The organism is Corynebacterium genitalium ATCC 33030, from assembly GCF_000143825.1.
Classification (GTDB): domain Bacteria; phylum Actinomycetota; class Actinomycetes; order Mycobacteriales; family Mycobacteriaceae; genus Corynebacterium; species Corynebacterium genitalium.
Genome location: NZ_CM000961.1, coordinates 72,694 through 92,607, shown reverse-complemented (window position 1 = coordinate 92,607; position 19,914 = coordinate 72,694). Strand labels below are relative to the sequence as shown.

General features: G+C 60.0%; 14 protein-coding genes and 1 pseudogene. 6 read left to right on the top strand and 9 right to left on the bottom strand.

What is annotated here, in order from left to right:
* Positions 1-110: 110 nt before the first annotated feature.
* On the bottom strand, positions 111-1,625 hold the full coding sequence (locus HMPREF0291_RS00445) for a DUF7373 family lipoprotein (protein ID WP_040423408.1): 1,515 nt from the start codon (positions 1,623-1,625) through the stop codon (positions 111-113).
* A gap of 240 nt (positions 1,626-1,865) precedes the next feature.
* On the opposite strand from HMPREF0291_RS00445, the gene HMPREF0291_RS00440 reads away from it, so the two are divergent.
* The gene (locus HMPREF0291_RS00440) at positions 1,866-3,692 is read left to right on the top strand and encodes a dynamin family protein (RefSeq protein ID WP_005286240.1); all 1,827 of its coding nucleotides are present in this window, start codon (positions 1,866-1,868) and stop codon (positions 3,690-3,692) included.
* Between the two features lie 3 nt (positions 3,693-3,695).
* A complete protein-coding gene (locus HMPREF0291_RS00435) occupies positions 3,696-5,183 on the top strand; it encodes a dynamin family protein (RefSeq protein ID WP_005286235.1) in 1,488 nt (495 codons plus the stop codon).
* A 36-nt stretch (positions 5,184-5,219) separates the two neighbouring features.
* Here HMPREF0291_RS00435 and HMPREF0291_RS00430 read toward each other — a convergent pair whose 3' ends face one another.
* From HMPREF0291_RS00430 to HMPREF0291_RS00395, 8 genes are all read right to left on the bottom strand, one after another.
* Positions 5,220-6,170 carry a DUF3800 domain-containing protein gene (locus HMPREF0291_RS00430; protein ID WP_005286232.1) on the bottom strand — a complete coding sequence of 317 codons (951 nt, stop codon included), beginning with the start codon at positions 6,168-6,170 and terminating at the stop codon, positions 5,220-5,222.
* A 452-nt stretch (positions 6,171-6,622) separates the two neighbouring features.
* Positions 6,623-9,502: an exonuclease domain-containing protein gene (locus HMPREF0291_RS00425; protein WP_005286230.1), complete on the bottom strand. Its 2,880-nt coding sequence runs from the start codon at positions 9,500-9,502 to the stop codon at positions 6,623-6,625.
* Between the two features lie 391 nt (positions 9,503-9,893).
* Positions 9,894-10,148 carry a hypothetical protein gene (locus tag HMPREF0291_RS00420; RefSeq protein ID WP_005286226.1) on the bottom strand — a complete coding sequence of 85 codons (255 nt, stop codon included), beginning with the start codon at positions 10,146-10,148 and terminating at the stop codon, positions 9,894-9,896.
* 273 nt (positions 10,149-10,421) lie between these two features.
* Positions 10,422-11,282, bottom strand: a complete 861-nt coding sequence (locus HMPREF0291_RS11435) for an alkaline phosphatase family protein (protein WP_005286224.1) — start codon at positions 11,280-11,282, stop codon at positions 10,422-10,424.
* A 15-nt stretch (positions 11,283-11,297) separates the two neighbouring features.
* The gene (locus HMPREF0291_RS00410) at positions 11,298-12,437 is read right to left on the bottom strand and encodes an ABC transporter ATP-binding protein (RefSeq protein WP_005286220.1); all 1,140 of its coding nucleotides are present in this window, start codon (positions 12,435-12,437) and stop codon (positions 11,298-11,300) included.
* Positions 12,438-12,439: 2 nt separating this feature from the next.
* Positions 12,440-13,294, bottom strand: a complete 855-nt coding sequence (locus HMPREF0291_RS00405) for an ABC transporter permease (protein ID WP_005286213.1) — start codon at positions 13,292-13,294, stop codon at positions 12,440-12,442.
* On the bottom strand, positions 13,279-14,232 hold the full coding sequence (locus HMPREF0291_RS00400; RefSeq protein ID WP_005286211.1) for an ABC transporter permease: 954 nt from the start codon (positions 14,230-14,232) through the stop codon (positions 13,279-13,281). Before HMPREF0291_RS00400 ends, HMPREF0291_RS00405 begins: the two co-directional genes overlap by 16 nt.
* On the bottom strand, positions 14,232-15,365 hold the full coding sequence (locus HMPREF0291_RS00395) for an ABC transporter substrate-binding protein (RefSeq protein WP_198002207.1): 1,134 nt from the start codon (positions 15,363-15,365) through the stop codon (positions 14,232-14,234). The genes HMPREF0291_RS00400 and HMPREF0291_RS00395 overlap by 1 nt, the downstream gene beginning before the upstream one ends.
* Positions 15,366-15,567: 202 nt before the next feature.
* Here HMPREF0291_RS00395 and HMPREF0291_RS11135 point away from each other — a divergent pair, with 202 nt between their 5' ends.
* From HMPREF0291_RS11135 to HMPREF0291_RS00370, 4 genes and pseudogenes are all read left to right on the top strand, one after another.
* Positions 15,568-16,233 (top strand): HAD family hydrolase, encoded by a 666-nt coding sequence (locus HMPREF0291_RS11135; RefSeq protein ID WP_156774772.1) that lies wholly within the window; start codon positions 15,568-15,570, stop codon positions 16,231-16,233.
* A 427-nt stretch (positions 16,234-16,660) separates the two neighbouring features.
* Entirely contained in the window at positions 16,661-18,307 is a 1,647-nt protein-coding gene (locus HMPREF0291_RS11430; protein WP_156774771.1) for an ATP-dependent nuclease, read from the top strand.
* A gap of 288 nt (positions 18,308-18,595) precedes the next feature.
* Positions 18,596-18,790: pseudogene (locus tag HMPREF0291_RS12040) on the top strand (transposase); the annotation flags it as partial.
* Positions 18,739-19,824 (top strand): IS3 family transposase, encoded by a 1,086-nt coding sequence (locus HMPREF0291_RS00370; RefSeq protein WP_232210340.1) that lies wholly within the window; start codon positions 18,739-18,741, stop codon positions 19,822-19,824. The pseudogene HMPREF0291_RS12040 and the gene HMPREF0291_RS00370, both read left to right, overlap by 52 nt.
* Positions 19,825-19,914 lie beyond the last annotated feature (90 nt).

The following is a 19,914-nucleotide window of genomic DNA, read 5'->3' as shown; positions in this document are numbered from 1 at the left end:
GCAGTAGGTGGTCTTCATGGCTAACAGTAGTTAGATGCCGGGGCGGGGCGGGAGGTTACACCCCGCCCCGGAAAAACCGGAGGGTATCCGGCCTTTCCAAGGAAGGGGTTCTAAGACTCCGCTGCTGGGGTTTCAGCAGTCGTTTCAGAGAGGGTTTTCGCGGCGCTATCCGCATTGTTTTCGGCCGTGTTCTCTGCAGAGTTTTCTGCAGTTTTTTCTGCGGTGTTCCCCGCCGAGCTCTCTGCAGCGCCGTCCGCGTTGCCCTCTGCCTCAGCTACCGCAGCGCGCAGCATCAGGTACTGGGCGGCAACCATCTGGGACAGCTGGGTCTTCGGGTCGACCTTGTTTGCTCCTTCTTCCGGGTCGTTGCCAATGGTCGCTTCGGAGTTCGCCGAAGTGTTTTCGAACTTGGAGATGTGGGCGTAGTAGTTCTCATACTTCAGGTAGCAGTAGTGGAGCTTTCCGCTGCCCTCGTAGGTGGAGTAGCACTCGGTGCCGGGCACGCCCTGCGGCTCGTCGAATTTCTCCGGTTCGTCTTCGGAGTCCAGGGCACGGAAGGACGCCAGCATCATTTCCGCGTTCTGCGGGTTGGCCAGTCGGAAGAGAGTGGATTCACCGATCGCCATGGCCTCGATGTCGGCTTGGTCCAGCAGGCGGGAGACCTCACCGGTGGCCTTGAACATGCCGTTCATCGCGCGCTTGTTCATGTGGGCGGGGACAGGGCCGTTCATCTCCACGCCCTCTGGGGACATCACGACGTACTTCAGGATGTTGTCCGGGTCCATCGGCTGCAGTTTGTCGTGTTTGCCGAAGCCTTCTTCGGTCTTGTGGGTTTCAATGTCATCCATCATCGGAAGCTGCATGGTGAGGAACTTCGACATGTAGTCCACCGCCCACGTCAGGTCTTGGTTCTTTTCCTCTTCGGCCATATCCAGGTCCCGGTTGTCCATGGCGTTGGCGAAGATGACGAACTCGTTGTACGTGGTCACCATGTGGACTTGGTCGCCTTCTTCATCCTTCATGCCGGCGGCGCCGGGGTGGCCTGGAATGTCGATGTACTCCAACGGGTAGGTCGTGTCGTCTTCCCAGTTGATGCCGCCCTCTGCCAGGTAAGTGTCGCGAATTGCGTTGGCGAACCCTTCGGCAGAGGTCGGGTCGGTGAAGCGCCAGATGTAGTTTTCGGCGATCTGGTTGCCGTCCTCGTCGCTGGCGGGGTGAATGTAGCCGGAGATGTAGTTCTTCTCAAACGGCTTGGTCGCCTCGTTCACTGCGTCGGGGAAGACCAGGCTGATCCGGCCGAACGTGTTGTAGCGCACTGGCATGCGGCCTTGGGTGAACCGTTCTGGGTCGACCTCGTAGGGCAGCAGGGTTTGGTAGCCGATCTGGTTGCCCTCTGAGTAGGAAGTCATGTCAACCGGGGTTTCGGGCCATCCCGGGTGCGGTTCCTTGCGGTACTGGCCGGTGTCGTATTTCTCTTCTTCGGGGACCTCGGAGGTGGCCTGCTCTTCGGAGGCTTGCTGCTCTTCTGGCTGCTGGAACTGCTCCAGCACGGAGCAGCCGGTCAGCGCGCCGGCAGCGGCAACGGTGGTGAGGATCGCGGCGACGCGGGTGCTGATACGGGACACGGGGGAGGGGCCTTTCTTCATGAAGGTGCGATGCGGTCACAGTTTGGATGCGGGGAAAGCCTGCGAAGGTTACACCTTGGAGGGCGGTTTCGTTCTGAATTTTGCATAAGAGTCTGGCATATCTTTCCTCCGCGCGCGTGGAAAGGGGCTGTCCCTGCCCCGCCCGGCGATATCTCCGCCACAATGGGGGACGCATATACTTCCCTCTAGCTAACCCCCACACGTGAGAAAGCTTAAGAAGTGACCCAGCCGGATCAATCCACCGCAGCGCCTGCAGCCCAGCAGGAGGACGTGCACGCCAAGGCCAAGGGCTACATTGACCGTGTCTGCGAGGGGATCTTGGACAAGCGCGGACGGGCGAAGGTGTCGGTGCGGGTCAAGCAAGCGGCGTCGGCGGAGCTGCAAACGAATACGGTGATTCTCGCCGGCGAGGTCAACCGCGGCAAGAGTTCGTTGGCGAACGCGCTTGTGGGGTGGCAGGGAGTCTCACCGTCGAGCACGGACTTTACGACGGTCATTCCCATCGCCATCGGACCTGAAACCGAGGAAATCCCCGCCGGTAGTGCGGCCTTGATCTCGGCCGAGGGAACGGAGATTCATCCGCTGACCGAATTGCCCAGCCGCGTGGACCGCGCGTTGCAGTCCTTCGACGGATTCGTACCCACCCGTGCGCACATTGCTGTCGACGGTTCCAAGATGGGCGACACCATTGTCATTGACACTCCCGGCATCGGCGGCATCGGCTCTGCGGACTCAGCTGTGCAGGCGGACACGGAGAACTTCGCCAGTGTGGTCGTTGTGGTGGCAGATGCTTCTAGCCCGTTGACCAAGCCGGAGATGGACTTTCTCAAGCACGCCCACGAGGTCTCCGCGTCCGTGGTCGTGGCGGTGACCAAGACGGATAAGAACATGACGCGGTGGCGCGACATCGTCGCCGAGGACGAGAAGCTCATTGCCGCCCACGTCGGCGAGAACATTCCCGTCATCGGTGTGTCCTCGCTACTGCCGTTCGCAGAACTGGGCACTGACGACGACAATGTCGATGCCTTCGCCGGCTTGGCACGGCTGCGCAAGGAGATCGCGGACCGCTTCGCAAGCGCGGAGTCGCTGCCGGTGGCCAACGCGCTGCGGATCATGAACCGTGCGCTGGAAGACATCGAAGCGGAAATGGAGACGGAGCAGCGCGATCTCGAGCAGGCCGAGGATGTTCTGCCTGAACTGGAGGAGCAGAAGGCCAGCTTCGAAGAGCTGCGCCAGCAGGCCAAAGTGTGGGAACGCCACTTGAACCGCGACCTCCAGCTCATGCGCCAGTCTGCCGCGGACAAGTTGGATGAGGATCTCATGGAGATCCGCACGAAGTGGACGGATTTCATCGACAAGCACGGCATCCAGGTCCTGCGCAAGGATCCGCAGCACTTCACCCGTTTGATGGAAGAGGATTTCCAGCGTGCGGTGGTGGTGTCGGTCAGCCAGTTCGGTAATGATGTGGAGGCCTATCTGCACAAGATCTTCGGCAACTCCACCGTCCCAGACGAGATCATCGCGGAGATCCGCGAGCAGCTGCACATCGGGGAAATCCGTACGGCTGAAGTGAACCGCAACATGCGCGACACGTTCGACCCGATGATGCTCATGATGGGTTTCTCCGGCGGTTCCACCATTGGTGGTCTGCTCGGTGCGGCCCTGGTGCCCGGCGTGGGCATCATTGCGGGTGCCGCGTGGTTCGGCGTGACCTTCGGGTTCCGTGCCATCAAGTCGGGTAAATCCCAGCTGAAGAGTTGGCTCAATGAGTCCCGCAATTCGGCGGTGAAGCACACCAACAACATCTTGACGCAGTTCACACTGGTGGCTCAACCGCTGATCTCCGCCCGTTACACAGCCCAGTTGGAAGCGCAACTGGGTGACTTGAAGCAGCGCATCGCGCGTGCTCAAAAGACCATTAATCAGCGGCAGGAGACACGGAATCGGCGCCTGGAAGTGATCAAGAAGAACCGGTCGCGCGTGCGCAAGGCTCACGGTGATGCAGAGACCATGATCGATCAGCTCACGGCACGGAAAGCGGGGTAGTACATGTCCATTCTCGAATTGATTGCGAATGAGCTGCACCGCTTGGCGTCGCTGTCGCCGGAGATGGCCCACGCCTGCGGCCCGCTCATCGCGCGCGTGCAGACGCCGCCGCGCATCGTCATTGTCGGCCGCATCAAGGCCGGCAAGTCGACGCTGCTCAACGCGCTCGTCGGCGCGCCTGTCGCGGAGACCCGCGCGCTGGAGGCCACCAACGTGGTCACCGTGTTCCAAAACGGCATGCCGGATCGCGCCGTGGCCTACCTGCGCAGCGGCGAGCAGGTCCCCATCCCGATCCAGCGTGGGCGCGTGTCCCAGTTGCCGGTGCCGGCGGCGGAGATCGCGTTCATCGACCGCTGGTTGCCGTCGCAAGCGGTGAGCAGGTACACGCTCATCGATACCCCGGGTACAGCAACGCTGACAGCGGAAAATGAAGCCACAACGCGCGCCGCGCTTATCGACGGCTACGAGCAAACCCGTTCCGCCTCCGTCGACGCCGATGCTGCCGTGTTCCTGTTTGACTCTGCACCCCGCCGCGACGAGGTCGAGTTCATCCAGCAGCTCGGTTTCACACCCTTGAACACGCTGGGCGTGCTGTCGCGCGCGGACTCCTTCGGTGAGGGGGCCTTGGGCGACGAAGACCCGATCATGAAAGCCCACGAGCACGCTGCGCGCCTGTCCCAGCAGCTGGGCGGTTTCGTCTCCCGGGTCATGCCGGTTTCCGCCCTGTTGGCGCAAACAGTGGCGACGGGCGTGGTCAGTGAGTCCTTGACCCGTGAGATCGCCGCGGTGACATCGCAGTCGCGTTTGGAGCTTGTCTCCGCCCTCTACTCGAAAGGCAATAAGGGTTCCGGTGGACCCCGCAACATCGATGCCAGCTTCTCCGCCCACTCCCTTCAAGCGGCCCCGGACCCGAACCGGCACGCAGCGCACCGCATCGAGAACGTCGTCGACCTGATTGGTGAGTACGGCCTGTTCCGCGGCCACGAGGAAGCCGTCAAGGGCGGCGCGGCGTTCAATGACTGGCTGATCCGCGCCTCTGGCATCGGTGCGATCCGCGAGGCGCTGGAGCGCGACCTGTCCTGGTACGCCTACCTGCACCGCGCTGGTGAGATCCTCACTGACCTTGAGGGGCTGGTCTACCGCCACCCGGCCTTCACCGAGCCGATCCGACACACGCTGCACACCCTGCGCAACCACCCCGTTGCCATCCCGGCGAAGTTGTTGATCACGCTGAAGTCGCTGCTGGCAGCGCATGCTTCCGAGGAGTTCATCCACGAAGCCGCGCGGCTCGCCCATGCTGGTCCGCCGCCGACGCGCTTGGACCTGCCGCCGAACGCGAACCCGTGGACGGTTCTGGACCGCATCCGCGAGCGTCGTTCCCAAATGCAGATGCTCTCCTTCGGGCTGCTCGACCCTTCGGAGGAAGAAGCGATGGTCGTGTTTAACCAGGCCTACGACCAGATGGAGCGCGACACCCAGGCGCTGACCTAAGCGGAGCCTAGCGCTGCTTTTGTTGCATCGAAGCACTTAGCAAGGTTCGCCGCTACGGATTTTGTAGAGTTTCTCCTGAAGGTCTGGTGAACCCGCATCGATCAAGCGTTGGAACATTCCATCATTTCGTAAGCGCTTCCTTTCCTGCTCCGCTTCACGTCGCTGCTCTACCTCCCAGAACCTAGTAGCCTTGGTGAGCTGATTTGGAAAACAAGTAGAATCCTTCGTCGGAGAATTGGACCATACAACAGAATTATCGGTCGGATGCGAGAGCTTAAAAATCTCTCGTCCTAGATCTACTGACCAAGCGAACTGGGACTCCTCCGCGAAGTGGTAGTCCGTCAACCTCCCCAAAAGAGCGCAAGTCCAGTCAGCTAGCTGAACGGTGTTGTAAAGATGGCTCTCGGTCTGTAATGGAGTTTCGACGATGCTGCGATTCGACTTGTTACTGCGCGAGTAAATCGTGGCGCTCAGAGTGGCCACTGCGCGTTCACGGTTGTCAGTTTCCGTAGCATCCATAACTACGAGTATTAGCTCTTCCTCGTCTGAGGCAAGGGATCCGAGCCTGTTGATGGCTTGAATAAGACAATGGTTCTCCCTGTCCTGGGATTCCTCTCTTGTTTTACTCACTGGACCAACGGGTTTCTGCTGTCCGTAGAAGAAGAGATGTCCGCCCAACTTTCCCAGCTTCCGGTAGATACGGGAGAGCGCCGGGGCTAGTTCGTCCCCGTAGCGCTTAATGTTTCGCGTCGTGAGTAATGCAGAACCTTTCTTTTCCCACTGGTCTGACGGCACTCCGGATAGTTCGATCTCCACAGCGAGTAGCTGCTCTTTAACGTACTTGAAATAGCCACTCATCTCGCGAACGTTCTCAGCAGGCAAGATGTAACCTGCGTAACCGAAACACGGATGCGTGTTGTATTTCGCGTGGTCGTGAGAGATGTACGGACCTTGGTGTCCAAACTCGTCAATATAAGCGATAAGCATTCGTGAAGCCCCCAGCAGATAGCTCAGTGGCCGAGTCGCTCAAAGCGACCCGGCCACCGGAAATAGCGCGGTACGTGTGTTTCAACGCCGCCACTGTGGTCCCAACTTTAGATGGTGCTTTGCGCGATCGCAAGCGGGATAAGACGATGCTTCACATTTCAAACCTTGTTCTCAAGTCCAGCTGACACACCAAAACCCAGGAAAGCAAGGTCCATGTGGTGCGTCACTCTGTGCTAGTCGTTTCTGGCAGCGCATGCTTCCGAGGAGTTCATCCACGAAGCGGCACGGCTCGCCCATGCTGGGTTACCGCCGAACGCGAATCCCTGGCCGGTTCTGGACCGTATTCGCGAGCGCCGGTCCCTGATGCAGATGCTCTCCTTCGGCTTGCTCGAGCCGTTAAGTGATCACATGGTTCACCGATTGATAAATTGATAAAACCGGAGCGCTGAGCCTCACAGCCCTTGGATCAGGTCGCCGTATTCGTCCTGGCCGCGGTGACGGAACACGGCGACGGTGCGGCGACGCGGGGTAGTTGGTTCAAGGTGAAGAGCTTCATTGATGGCGGCAAGCGCTGATTCAGAGTTGCCGGCGAGAGCCGGATCGAGGCCCATCGAGTCCAGTAGGTGAGCCAGGTCTACCACTGCGTCATCTGCGGGAAATGCACGAGCGGGAGCGGGGAAAACCGCGAATTCCTCCGGAGCGAAGCGGAGCCACACCCGGTCGCCCACGGATACCTCGGCCTCGAGAAGGAAGCGGCGGATCGTGGATGTGTCGGACTGCTCCGCTGCGTTCACGCCCACGAACTGGTCACCCAGGCGGCTCGGCACAGCGACTTCACCGCCCGCCGGTACACCGTAGATACTGGCCACACCGAGCGGCAGGCTGAAGCCGGATCCTCCCAAGTGATCGTGGTTGACAGTGAGCAGCATGCACCACGCATCGTCGCGCCAGTAGAGGTCCGGGTCATCCTGCGGGTCAACCTCGGTCGTCTCACCCCGGCTGGTATCAGAATCGCCGGTGGCATCGGAGTGGTCGTGGAGCACGGAATCCGCCCCACCGGCATAGGCCTCCAGACCCCACTCGCGTAGCCCGTAGAGGTCAGATGCCACACGAATAATGCGCTCATCGACGTTCACGGCGTTGGTGATAAAGCGCTCATTGATGTCCATCGGCGTTGCCTGGGCGATCTCCGCGGTGCTCATCGGCTCTCCATTGAGCGACAGCACGCCCGCGGCGAAGTCTTGGTGGCTGGACGCGATGAGGACGTGCGCGTCGTCGGAAAGCACGACCAGCCCGTTGCGCTGCGACATCCATTCCGCGAGAAGATCGCGGTCGGTCCCTAAAGACTCGGCGGCTGCGCTGATAAGCGCCGCGTTATGCTCGTCGACAAGCTCTGCCAGCGCCGCGTCGACAGCGTTTGCGAAACCCGGCGCGGCGATCCACGTTTCGTCGGTGTCCCACAAGCCCCACATGCGGAAGTAGTGCTCGTACGTGCCAGTGAACGGCTCTGCATCCATTGCCAGAGCTGGAAGCTGCGCGTTCACCGAGGCGGTTGCTGACAGCGGCAGGAACCTCGCCGCGAGATGGTGTGCAACGTCAGTTGATAGGGCGGTGGTCCCCACGACGTCGTGTCTGATCTCCGCGTCGAGCTGCTGGATGCGCTTTTGCGAGATGTTGTAGAGTTCGCCCAGCTCTTCCAGTGTCGTGTCACCCATGTAGTGCATGGATATCATGGTCATCTTCATCGGATCGTCCGCGCACGCTGCGGCTAGTTCTTCGACGCACCGCGCGAACAGTCCCGCAATCGCGTCTCCCGCCATGCGCTTTTCGACGCCCGGTGCCAACCCCCTTACCCCACGCGGCAACTCCGTCCCCGTCAGCGTGAGCCAGCCAGCGAGAATATCCAGTTCCTTTCCGATTTCAGCCTCCGTCTCCGACTCTGTGGCGTCATCGGGGCCGGGGTCGGCGGACGCCAGCGGCTCGTCGGGTGCGTCTGCGGGTGATGCCGGCTGATCCTGCGGTTGTTCTGTCTCCATGCTGGCCAGCAACCGGGAAAAGTGCAGCTCGCTGACAATCGGGATGTTTAGTTCGCGGGCACGGCGGGCCTTGCGGCTCATGGTGTCCGGGTTCGCAGCAACGAGGAGCGCAGTATTCTGTCCTACCCCGCCGACCGTTAGGCCGTGGCTGAGTGCCCGGGTTCTCCACTCTTCGCGCGACACGTCCATGGAACCGGTGAATGCGATGCGGTCGTGTGGGATCAGCTCGACCCATTCCTCATCGTGATCGTTGTCCATCTGAGGCGTGGCGATGAGCTCATGGACCAAGGCCGGGTCAACGGCGAGTTGTTCGGCCAGCGTGCACAGTTCGGTTTTCTCGCGTTCGGTGATGACACCGTCGACCCAGGCTTTGCTGGCGATCTGGCGGATGAACTCCTCGTGGATCTTCGCGACATCCTCCTCGGTGAGTCCTGTGTCGTGGGCGAAACGGGCCAGGCCGTAGAACTCCGCCGGGGTGAGGTGCCGGTCGCCGAGGCAGACCCGCAACAGCTCGCTGTACTGGTCCGTGTCCGTGTCGCCGCCTGCGGGAAGCGATTGGATGAGACGCGCGAGCCAGTTCTCCTCATCGCCTAGCTCATTGGATTCGGCCGTCTCGGTGTGCTCGGTGTGCTCGGTGTGCTCGGCCGTTTCATCGGGCTTGGCGGTCCCGTTGAGCCCGTTGAGCTTGGTGGTTTCAGCGGTCTCCACAGGGGGCGTCGCAGTGAGATCTTTCCGGGTCACCAGAGCGGCGTTGGTGGGGGTCATGGCACCGGTGAAAAGCAGGGGAACGCCAATGAGTGTGCCGGAGAGCGTGCGCAAGAGTTCCGCTGTCGCTGCCGCGTTAGGTAGTGCGGCGTGTGGCTCGCTATTGGTCAGACCTGCTGCCTCGAGTGCGTCGGCGAGGCTACCGCAGCCCAGCTGCGCCGTGGCCAAGTCCTTCGTATCTACCCAGTGGGCCTCACCGACGTTCGTGGCAATGCCCACGCGACAAAACTCCTTCGAAAGGAACCGCTTCTCAAACGACGCGTTGTGCGCCACCCCGATCCTTCCCCTGATCACTTGAGCAAGTTCGGGCGCGACTTCTTCCCACGTCGGCGCGTTCTTCAAATGCGTTGCGGTGAGCTTGTGCACGTGGCAGGTGGCAATGTCCCGGTTCGGCTGCACCAATGTCTCCCACGTTCCCTGCTCCCGCAGCTGCTGGTCCAGCAGCACGACACCGACTTCGACGATGCGATCAGAACCACCAAAACCGGTTGTCACAACGTCGATGACAGCGAAGCCGGGGTGCGGGCTCATGGCAGAAAATTCTCCAGCAGGAAGGGGCTAGGACTCCCCCACGGTAGTTCACCCTCCAGTGGGGCGCACGGCGAAAGATCGGGCTGGAAGGGCTACTGCGGATATTCAACGGTGGTGTTCAGGAAGTACCCCTCAACTTCACCGGCGGCGTCCAGTGCCCGGCCTGTCTGGAACCGTTCAGGCAGTCTTTCTCACCGGCCCAGATGAAGATGACGATGACACCGGATAACGGTGCGGTCCGGACAGGTTTAAGTCCTTTTGTGTGCTCGGGAAAGATCCCCTAACCCGCTTATTCTGGCATCCACGAAACCGGCACGACGTTCTTCACCGTTGGCACCAGCGGGTGGACGCAAAACTGCGCTGCTCAGATGATGTAACCACCTGCCGGCTTTCAGCTTTCGTCGAGCGAGGAGGATCGGTCACGCCATTTTCTTTTGATAATCCAGAGATGGATCACGGCAAGTGCGGCGCCGCATGTAAGTGGCGTCGTAAAGAGCAGCGTCAACGCCAGTGCGATTCCCCACGTGCTGTCCTTCACTGACTCCGTTGACTGAAGAACAACCCAAAGTCCCACGGCAGCCGCGACCGTCGTCACGAGCGACGCAAGGAACAACACGGTGAATGCTCTGATCCACTGCTTACCCATTGCGGTCAAATTCTGCCTAGCGGAGTGCGGCGATGACGCAGCAGACTGGCGCGCTCCGCCACGCGGCAGCCACGTGCTCGGCGGGGGATCGTTCGGCCCAGGTTCCGGCTCAAACTGGTTCCAATAGCTCTCCGGCCTTCCGGTGGGGTGAGCCATGTCGCTGTCGCCTTCCTCTGGGGGCCGAAGTGGATATCAGTCAATATCACGGTACGCATAACGCGAGGCCACTGTGGTGTGTGACCTCGCGTTATGGTCTGAATTCTGTGCCGGAGTTTACCCGTATCGGGCCTCGAGAATCAAGGGTGTGAGCTGGGTAGGCTTTAGTTCCTCCGGCCAATCTGGCAGGGCCCCGCTCGGGGCCCAAGCGATGGCCCAGGAGGCGCGTTCTTCGGGGGAGTCGCCTCCGTGGCCGCCCTCGTCCACGTGACCGTGGTCCGTGGTAATCACCACGAGCCAGTCTTCACCGAAGGTGTCGTAGCGGAACTGAATGTCCTCCGTCAGGGTCTGGACATGCGCATCCACCCGTCGGATCGCGTCGGCGTACTCATCCGACACTGCGCCGTAGACGTGGCCGGCGTCGTCCACGTCGCAGCAGTATACGAACCCCATGTCGAATGCCGGCCCCCGCAGTGCTGCGTGGGCGTAGGCCACGCATTCAGCGTCGGTAGCAATGTAGCCATGGGTTTCTCCGTCGCGTGCGACGATGCGGTGCAGGCCCGCCTTCTGCTGATCGTCCCGCGGGTGGAGAATCGGTCCCAGCCCCGCCGGATCGATCAGCACCGGCCAACCAGCCGCCGCAAACGTGCGGGTGGTGGTGTCCCGGTGGAACGCCAAAGAGAGAACGTCGGGGTAGGCCCAATGGTGGCTTCCCACCATGGTGTTGTCCACAATCCCGTGCTCGGCGTGCGAGGCTCCCGTCAACAGGGAGGCCCACCCCGGCCCAGAGATGGTCGGCACTTCCATCGTGATGGTGGAGAAGCGGCCTTCCTCGGCCAGGCGGGGAAGAACGTTACCGACGCCGTCACGCTGGACGAGGTCCCACCGGGTCCCATCGAGACCAATGATCAAGATGGGCCGGTGCGCACCCGGGCCGACATCGTTCGTGCCCTGATGCTCGTTGCTTGGGATCAGCATGTGTGAACCTGCTCCTTACTCGTGCGGCTGACCTGCTTGGAGCGTCGGGTAGGTGCCCAGCGGACGCTTCGCGTACAGCTCCTGGGCGACGGTCAGCTCCTCCTCGGTTGGGGTGTCGATCACGGCCTCGGAACGGACTAAGTCCAGCTTCACTCGCTGGCCCGGGGCGATCTGGTCGGCCTTCGTGGTGGAGACGTCGACACGCACCTGGCCCGGGTAGTCGTCGTGGTCGAGCATCACGGCGGAGAAGATGCCACGGAGCTGAATGTCCTGGACGGTGAAACGGCCCTGCTCGTCGTGACGCAGCTCGAACTCCTCCGGGCGGAGAAGCGCGATCATGATGTCGCCGTCGGAGGCGGGCATGTCCTTGTTCACAATGTCCATCTCGACATCCATCACGTTGAGCCGGCCGTTGCGCACCACGCCGGGGATACGGTTGGTAATGCCGACGAAGGAAGAAATGAACGGGGACTCCGGGTGGCGGTAAATCTCGGCCGGGGTACCGATCTGGGCGATCACACCCTCATTCATGACACCGATGCGGTCCGCCATGACCAGAGCTTCCTCCTGGTCGTGGGTCACCATGAGGGTAGCGATGCCCTCTTGCAGCTGAATGCGGCGGATCTCGTCGCGCAGCTGCACACGGACCTTGGCGTCGAGGGCGGACAGCGGCTCGTCGAGAAGCAACACCTCCGGCTCCACCGCGAGAGCGCGAGCGAGCGCGACACGCTGCTGCTGACCACCCGACATCTGTCCCGGGTACTTCGCGGCGTGCTCATTCAGGCCGACGAGCTCAACGAGCTCTTCCGCGCGCTTACGGCGAGCTCCCGCATCAACGCCACGGATCTTCAGGCCGTATGCGACGTTCTCCACCGCATCCATGTGCGGGAACAGGGAGTACGCCTGGAACACGATGCCCAGGTTGCGCTTGCGGGTAGGTAGGCCCGACACCTCGCGGCCGTTGATGATGACCTCACCGGAATCTGCTTGCTCAAGACCGGCGAGGATCTTCAGCGAGGTGGACTTACCGCAACCGGAGGGGCCGAGGAGAGCGACCATCTCGCCCTCGCCGATGGACATGTTGAAGTTACGCAGGACGGTTTTTTCACCGTAGGACTTGACTAGATCCTTGAGGATCACAAAGGGCTCAGCCATGGCTACGAGGCCTTTCTATTCTTTTTGAGCGAGATGGTGGATGCCGCCGAGATCAAACTGAGCAGAATCCAGGTGAAGATCATGACGAAGAACGACAGGGCGGCGATACCGCGCGGGTTCGTCGAGGACACTTCGACCATGAACACGGGGAAGGTGTACTGCAGGAGCAGGGAGGCGATAGCGAACTCGCTGACCACCATTGCGATGCAGAGCAGCGACGCGGACAGCATGGCGACGCGCAGGTTGGGGATGACTACGCCGCTCAACGTCTGCCAGGTAGTCGCACCCAGCGACGACGACGCAGCGAACATCGTGCGCAGGTCCAAGGCCTTTACACCAGCGTCAATGGCGCGGTAACACAGCGGCAGCGCGTTGATCACGTACAGCGGAACGAGGATCCACATCGAGGTGAGCAGCCCCGGGGCGAACGGCCGGAAGAACACCGACACACCGTTGACCAGAGCCACGGCCGGGACCACGAGCGGGAGCACCGACAGGAACTCCGCCGCCTTTGCCATCTGCGGCGCCTTGAGGTTCAGGAAGATGATGGTGGGCACGAGAAGAATCAGCATGACCAGGGTGGTCACCACCGTCAACAGCAGCGTGTTGATCAGGGATTCGCCTGCGCGCGAGTGGTTGAAGGTTTCCGCCAGGGTGTCTGTGGTGAAGCCGACACCCGGGCGGGTGAAACCGAAGACGGCAGCCGCCAACCAGGGCAGCGCGAAGTAGATCGCAGCGACGATGAGGATCGCGGTCGAGGCTGCCGACGTCTTGTGCTGGTTGCGGCGGCGGACCTGCTTGTCGGACGCGGGGTCAATGGCTTCCTCGGCCGGAGCTGTCGTTACTGGTTGAGCCATTTTTCACTCCTTCTGGTGAAGTAGATGCGCAGAGCCATCGCCGCGATGATGATGAGCATCATCCAGGTGACCAGCGCAGCTGCAAGGCCCGGGTTGAGCAGCACGTTGCCGCTGATGAAGAAACCGATGAGGATCGGCACCAAGTTGAGCGAGCCGCCGGCCAGGGCGAACGCGGTGGCGTAGGCAGCGAATGCGTTAGCGAACAGCAGCAGCAGGGAACCCAGGATGGCGGGCCACAGAACGGGGATGACCACATCCTTGATGTATTGGCTGCGGGTGGCGCCGAGAGACGATGCAGCGTCGTACCACTCTTTGCGGATGCCCTGTATGGCCGGCAGCATCAGTGTGGCCATCAGCGGAATTTGGAAGTACAGGTACACCAGCGACACACCCCAGAAACCGGTCAACGAGAAGACGTCGCGGAAGCCGGGCCAGCCGTTGGCGATGGCAACGGTGAGCAAGCCTTCGGTGCCCAAAAGCGCGATGAACGCATACGCCAGACCCACACCACCGGACTGGGCGGCGAGAGCGGAGAAGCTGTTGATCAGACCGGAGAGCTTGCCCGGGCGCCTGTCGTGGGTCAGTGCCCACGCCAGCAGCACGCCGAAGAAGCCACCGACGACGGCGGTGAACAGGGACAGGTTGAAGGTGAGGACGAACGCACTGCGGTAGGTCGAACCCATTGCCTCGCCCATCGTCGCGAGCGTGAAGTTGCCTTGGGGATCTTGGAACGACTTTAGGGTGTTCGCCAGGATCGGCATGATCAGGAAGACAGCCAGAAAAAGGAAGTACGGGAGGGCACCGAGGGAAGCAGGGTTGAAACTGAACTTCCCTTTGGGTGTGCGCTCCCGCTTTTCCTTCTTCTTGCCGTTCTCGTCATGCCCCAGAGTAGATTGCGGTTCCACCGCGTCCTGGGAAGAAGAGACGGCGCTAGACATTAGTTACGGACCCTCTTTGCCCACTCGGTAGCGATGACTTCGTTGGCCTTGTCGCCCTGCTCAACGGACGGGACCTGCACCTTTTCCAGGACAGCCGGGTCCGGCAGCTTCTCCATAGCCTCATCGGAGAGTTTGCCTTCTTCTGCCAGCTTGGTGAAGCGGGACGGGATAGCGCCGCCGAGGGCGTACTGCTCTGCGCCCTCGTCGGAGTTGAGCCACTCAACCCACAGGCGTGCCGCGTTCGGGCGCTTCGGGTTGACGGAGATCGGCTGCGCGTAGAAGTTGCCGAAGACGCCGTCTTCCGGAACGACGCGCTCAAGGTCGACGCCGTCCTTCTCCAGCTGCTCGGTAGCGCCAACCCAGTTGTAGTTCCAGTCGAGGACGATCGCGGCCTCACCGGTGGTCAGAGCGGCAGCCGGGTCGGAAATGCTCACCAGGTTGCCGGACTTGGACAGCTCCTCAAAGAAAGCGACACCCGGCTCAATGTCGTCGAGGGAGCCGCCGTTAGCCAGCGAAGCAGCGAACACGCCGGCGATGGAGGATGCGCCCTGGCGCGGGTCGCCGGACAGAGCAATCTGACCCTTGTACTTCGGGTCGAGCAGGTCCTTGAAGGTCTTCGGGACGTCGTCGACCTTCTTGGTGTTCACACCGAACTCGATCACGCCGTAGTACGCGGACACCCACTTGCCTTCCGGGTCCTTGAAGTCGTCGGGGATCTCGTCGAAGGTGGACGGCTTGAACGGCTCCACCAGACCCTGGTCAATGGCTGGGTTGGTGAAGGAGTAGCCGATGTCCAGCACGTCAGGCTGGGAGTCCTGGCCTTTGAGGTTCTGGACGGCTTGGAGCTCCTCGGCGGAGGACGCGTCCGGGGAATCGACGGCGACCTTCACGTCGTACTTCGAGGTGAACTCGTTGAAGTGGCCTTCGTAGTTCGCCCAGGTCTTCGGGTAGGCGATGAGGCGGACTTCACCCTCCTCCTTGGCCAGCTGGGCGATCTCCTCAGGGGAGCCACCCACGTTTGCCGAGGCGCCGTCATCGCCCCCACCACCGCACGCCGCGAGGCCGAGAGTGGTGGCGACTGCGAAGCTGGCTGCTGCTACGCGTGCAGCCGCGGACTTCTTTGTAAAGAACATGTAGAGCCTTTCCATTAGGGCGAAGCTGGGCAGGAGTTTGCCCGCTTTCCGCTTAAAGGTTTCACAGGTTTCTTAATGATCAGTGGCAGCTTTGTGACAAATCGGCGAACAGGAGTTGATCATTATCTTGCGTTGGTTTCTGCGAAAACTGCTGGTCAAAAGGTTGCGTGTCGTCCAAACGGGCCGTGGCACAATCTATTGCATGGCCAATTTCTTCCTAGAACAGCTCAGGGATTGTGACGGGGTCTTGTTCGATTTCAACGGCACGCTGAGCGATGACGAGCCGGTTCTGGAAGCGGCATACGAAACGGCCCTGCAGAACGTGGGGCTCGACGGCTTACGTTCCAGTGAATATGAATCCTTGGTCGGCCTGTCCGATCCCGATATCGCCCGCCGGCTTTTGGCGGCGCGGTCCTCGGACGAATTCGATGCGCTAATCGGCCACCTGTCAGAGGCATATTCAGCGGCGGTGGCTGAGCGTCCGACGATTACGCGCGAATCGGCGCGCTTCGTCGCCGCGCTTATCGACGACGGCAAGCGCGTCGCCGTGGTCACCGGAACCTTCCGCGCACTGATGCAGAGCGGCTTAGCCCAAGCCGGGCTCGCTGCGGTAGGGGAGCGTAGCGTCGCAATCGAGGATGTGTCTCACGGCAAACCTGATCCCGAGGGGTTTCTGCTTGGTTCCGCGAACATTGGCGTGCCCACCGACAGGATCATCGGGTTCGAAGACTCCCGGGCCGGGGTGGAAGCGCTCACACGTGCTGGCATTCGTGCCGTCGGCATTGGTCCCCACCTGGTGGAAGCAGACGGGCTCATCGCGCGCTTCCCGACGATGGATGACGCGGCGCGAGCGTACCTGGGGCGGTAGCGGTCGATTGCCCTTACGCTCGGCGCGCGAGTGCGTGGAGTGGTTCGTGCAGTGTTGTGATCGAGTTGCAAAACGTGAAGCCGTCTTCGGGTGGCTGCGGTCAGCTATCGGCTGGAACCACCTGTTTGAAAGTGGTCTTCCGGAAGTAGCGTCGGTGCCCAGTTTGGCTCCTGCCTGTTTAATGGACCAAGCGACGCTCGGCTTGCCGGGATTGAACCGGGTCTCTCGACTTCCAGTGGAGGAATAACTTGCTGGGCTAGTTTATTCAGTAATCCTGCCGCCCACGGTATGCAGTGCACACGCCACAAAGGGGCGCACGTTCGATTGGAGTGTGAAATACAATGAGACTCTAGAATCGGACAAGCTGGCAGTGATGGCGCAGGAGTAGTTTTCGTTGTTCAATAACGTTTGGATTGAGTCGATTGCAATGAAAACCCAACGGGTTATTGAGCTTCAACCCGGCACTGTCGTAGCGCTAGTAGGTGCAAATAATTCCGGGAAATCACATTTTCTCAATCAAATTAGAGCCGAGCTGTACGGATCGGCAGTTGCTGGTGTATCGCCTGGCCAAGGTCTTATTGACAATGTGCTGGTTAGATGGCCCGACGAAAATCGCATAGACTTTCTGCGGCAGGTAGCCGAAATTGAGTTTCCTATGCGGAACGGGATCTACGATGTCAGTCTTGGTCCCGATTATTCGGCCCCTTCTGCGTATCTTTCAGATCAGACTATCGCTCAACTTTCAACCCAAGATTCAACTCTTGGGTATTTCATCGAGGCTTTTGTGCGCTACGATGACCCGCTTTCACGAATAAATGAAGCTAATCCGAAACCGTTAACCGAACAGGATTCGACACTTGTGCAATTGCGTAAGCAGGATGATTCTTTCGGTCTGGTTCGCAAGCACTTCGAGAGAATTTTCAACGAACCATTGGAATTCGGTGGAATTGAAGAAGGGTACGTTTCTCTCTTGATGGCAAAGCCAGAAGAAGAAATGCCTCGGATTCACGAACCTTTGAACGCCAAAGCTCTTCGATATCTGGAAGAGGCCCCCCGTCTGCACCAGCAAGGCTTAGGCATGAGAAACGTGTTCGGGCTACTTTCACGGCTCTTTACAGACTCTCGGCCGATTGTCTTGTTGGATGAACCGGAAGCTTTCTTGCATCCTCCCCAAGCGAAACGCTTGGGGGAGACCATTGCGGAGATATGTGCGTCACAGGGTAGGCAGGTTTTTTGCGCTACGCACGATAGAAGTTTCATGGCAGGGCTTGCCAGTGGCGGTCGGTCACATCTGCAAATTGAGCGGCTATTTAAGTATGAGGATGGCGGTCATTCTGAAGCGTTCACGTCCGAACCTGTCGACTCAGATTTCGTGGCTGAGGCTAAGAATGAGAGCAGAATACGTTTTACGACGATCCTTGACACACTTTTTTCGGGGGTGGCGGTGGTCGTGGAGAACGAGAAAGATGCATTCTTCTTCGATGAGATCTTGACCAGTCTGATCGAGAAAAGCGGCGGGGGCAAGGATTGGTTGTTATTGGACAACGTCACTTTCATTCCGGTGAGCGGAAACGGAAATTTTCCGTCGACAATCGCCTTGCTTCGTAAACTTAAGACACCTACATTAACCGTGGGGGATCTGGATCTGATTTCGAACGTAAAGCTGTTCAAGGGAGTCATTTCCTCCGTTTCCGCAAGCGGGCAAGCCGAACTAACCCAGCTTGTACTCGATATTCACGAACAGTTCCGTGCCCAACTTGAGGATTCAGGTAAAGGCAAGGTAAGCGACGATAAGCTCCGTCAAATCATCGCGAAAAAGGTATCAGTCCATAACGAGGATGAAGGAATTGCCGAGTCTGTTAGCCGGCTGCTGCAGTGCCTTAATAAGACCGGTTTAATCTTGATACCAAATGGGGAGCTTGAAGACTTGTATCCGCGTATACAAGGAAAAGAGGAATGGACTAGACGTGCTTTAAACGATGGTGCCGCAAACGACCCCGGCGTGATCGACTTTGCGAGGATTCTTTATGACGCAGTTAGCTCAGTCTTGTCTTCGCCGAATAGTGACACCTAATAAAGAAGGCAACTCAGACGATAAGGTTTATCGCTCATCTAGCGTCGATGGCTAGACCTCGGATAGCTCGAGCATAGGAGGCAGAGTTCTGGAATCGGCCTACGACTAGGCCTTTCAAAACCTTAACAACCTGCGGACGCCTGAGCACTCGTCGTTGGTTGGAAAATTTGCCCCGACATAGCCCGCCGTCTACTGAAAGCGTGGTTCTCTGGGGGACCCCTTGTGAGCGTCTGCGTTGGTGAAGTGTCCTGGGTTTAGTTCCGATCGTTTCTAGAGGAGGATTGGATCATGCCTAGGAAGTTCAGTGACGAGTTCAAGGACAAGGCGGTGCGGTTAGCCGAGGAGCTCGTTGAGCTTGAGGGGTGTTCGAAGTGGGCGGCGGCGGAGGAGATCGGCGAGAAGCTCGGCGTCTCGGCGCACACGCTCAACAACTGGTTGAAACCTGTCAAAGCGTCCCCCGACGTTCAGCGGAGCACTGGCGAGTCGGTCGACGACGAACTGAAGCGTCTGCGGCAGGAGAACAAAGAGCTGCGCAGGTCAAACGAGATCTTAAAGACCGCTTCAGCTTTTTTCGCAGCGGAACTCGACCGTCCCACCAGAAGATGATCGAATACATCGATGCGTATCGCGGTCGCTTCGGGGTCGAGGCCATCTGTCGCACATTGAAAGAGACAGAGTGTGGGTTTATCACCTCTCGTGGCTACCGAGCAGCGAAAACACGAGCCCCGTCGGCCAGGAGCTTGTCAGATGCGCTGCTTATCCCCGAATTGGTGAAAGTCTTCGAGGACAACTTCAGCGTGTACGGGGTACGCAAGATGTGGAAGGCCATGCAGCGCGCCGGCTGGGACATCGGTCGTGATCAGACGGCACGGTTGATGAAACTCGCCGGCATCCAAGGCCGCAGAAGGGGCCGCACTCCGATCACAACGCTTCGGGCTGATGTCCCGGATTGTCGTCCTGATCTGGTCAATCGTGACTTCACCGCGTCAGCGCCGCACCGGCTGTGGGTCGCTGACATCACCTACGTGCGTACCCTGTCGGGGTTTGCGTACACCGCGTTCATCACCGATGCGTACTCCCGCAAGATTGTCGGGGTTGCCACCAGGGCGAGCATGCGCACCGATGAGCTGCCTTTGGAGGCTTTTGAGCACGCTGTTTATCACGCAGGTGATCTCCGTGCTGAAGGACTTGTCCACCACAGCGATCGCGGCTCGCAGTACGTGTCCATTCGTTACAGTGAGGCACTTGCTCAAGCTGGGATCGATCCGTCCGTTGGCACCGTCGGCGATTCCTACGACAACGCGTTGGCGGAAACGGTCAACGGTCTCTACAAGACCGAGCTGATCTATCCCCACCGGCCGTGGGCGTCGGTTGGGGAAGTCGAGATCGCGACCCTTCGCTGGGTGTACTGGTGGAACAACCACCGCCTGCACGAGTCATTGGGATACATCACCCCACAAGAGATGGAAGACGCCTACTATCAACAATCACACGCCCACCCGTTGGGCGTTCAATAAGCGGAACGAAAACCAGGACGCTTCATGTCGGGCCCAACCTAGTGGATACACTGGGGCTGATTCCCCGGCACCCGACTATGCCGCGCGAGC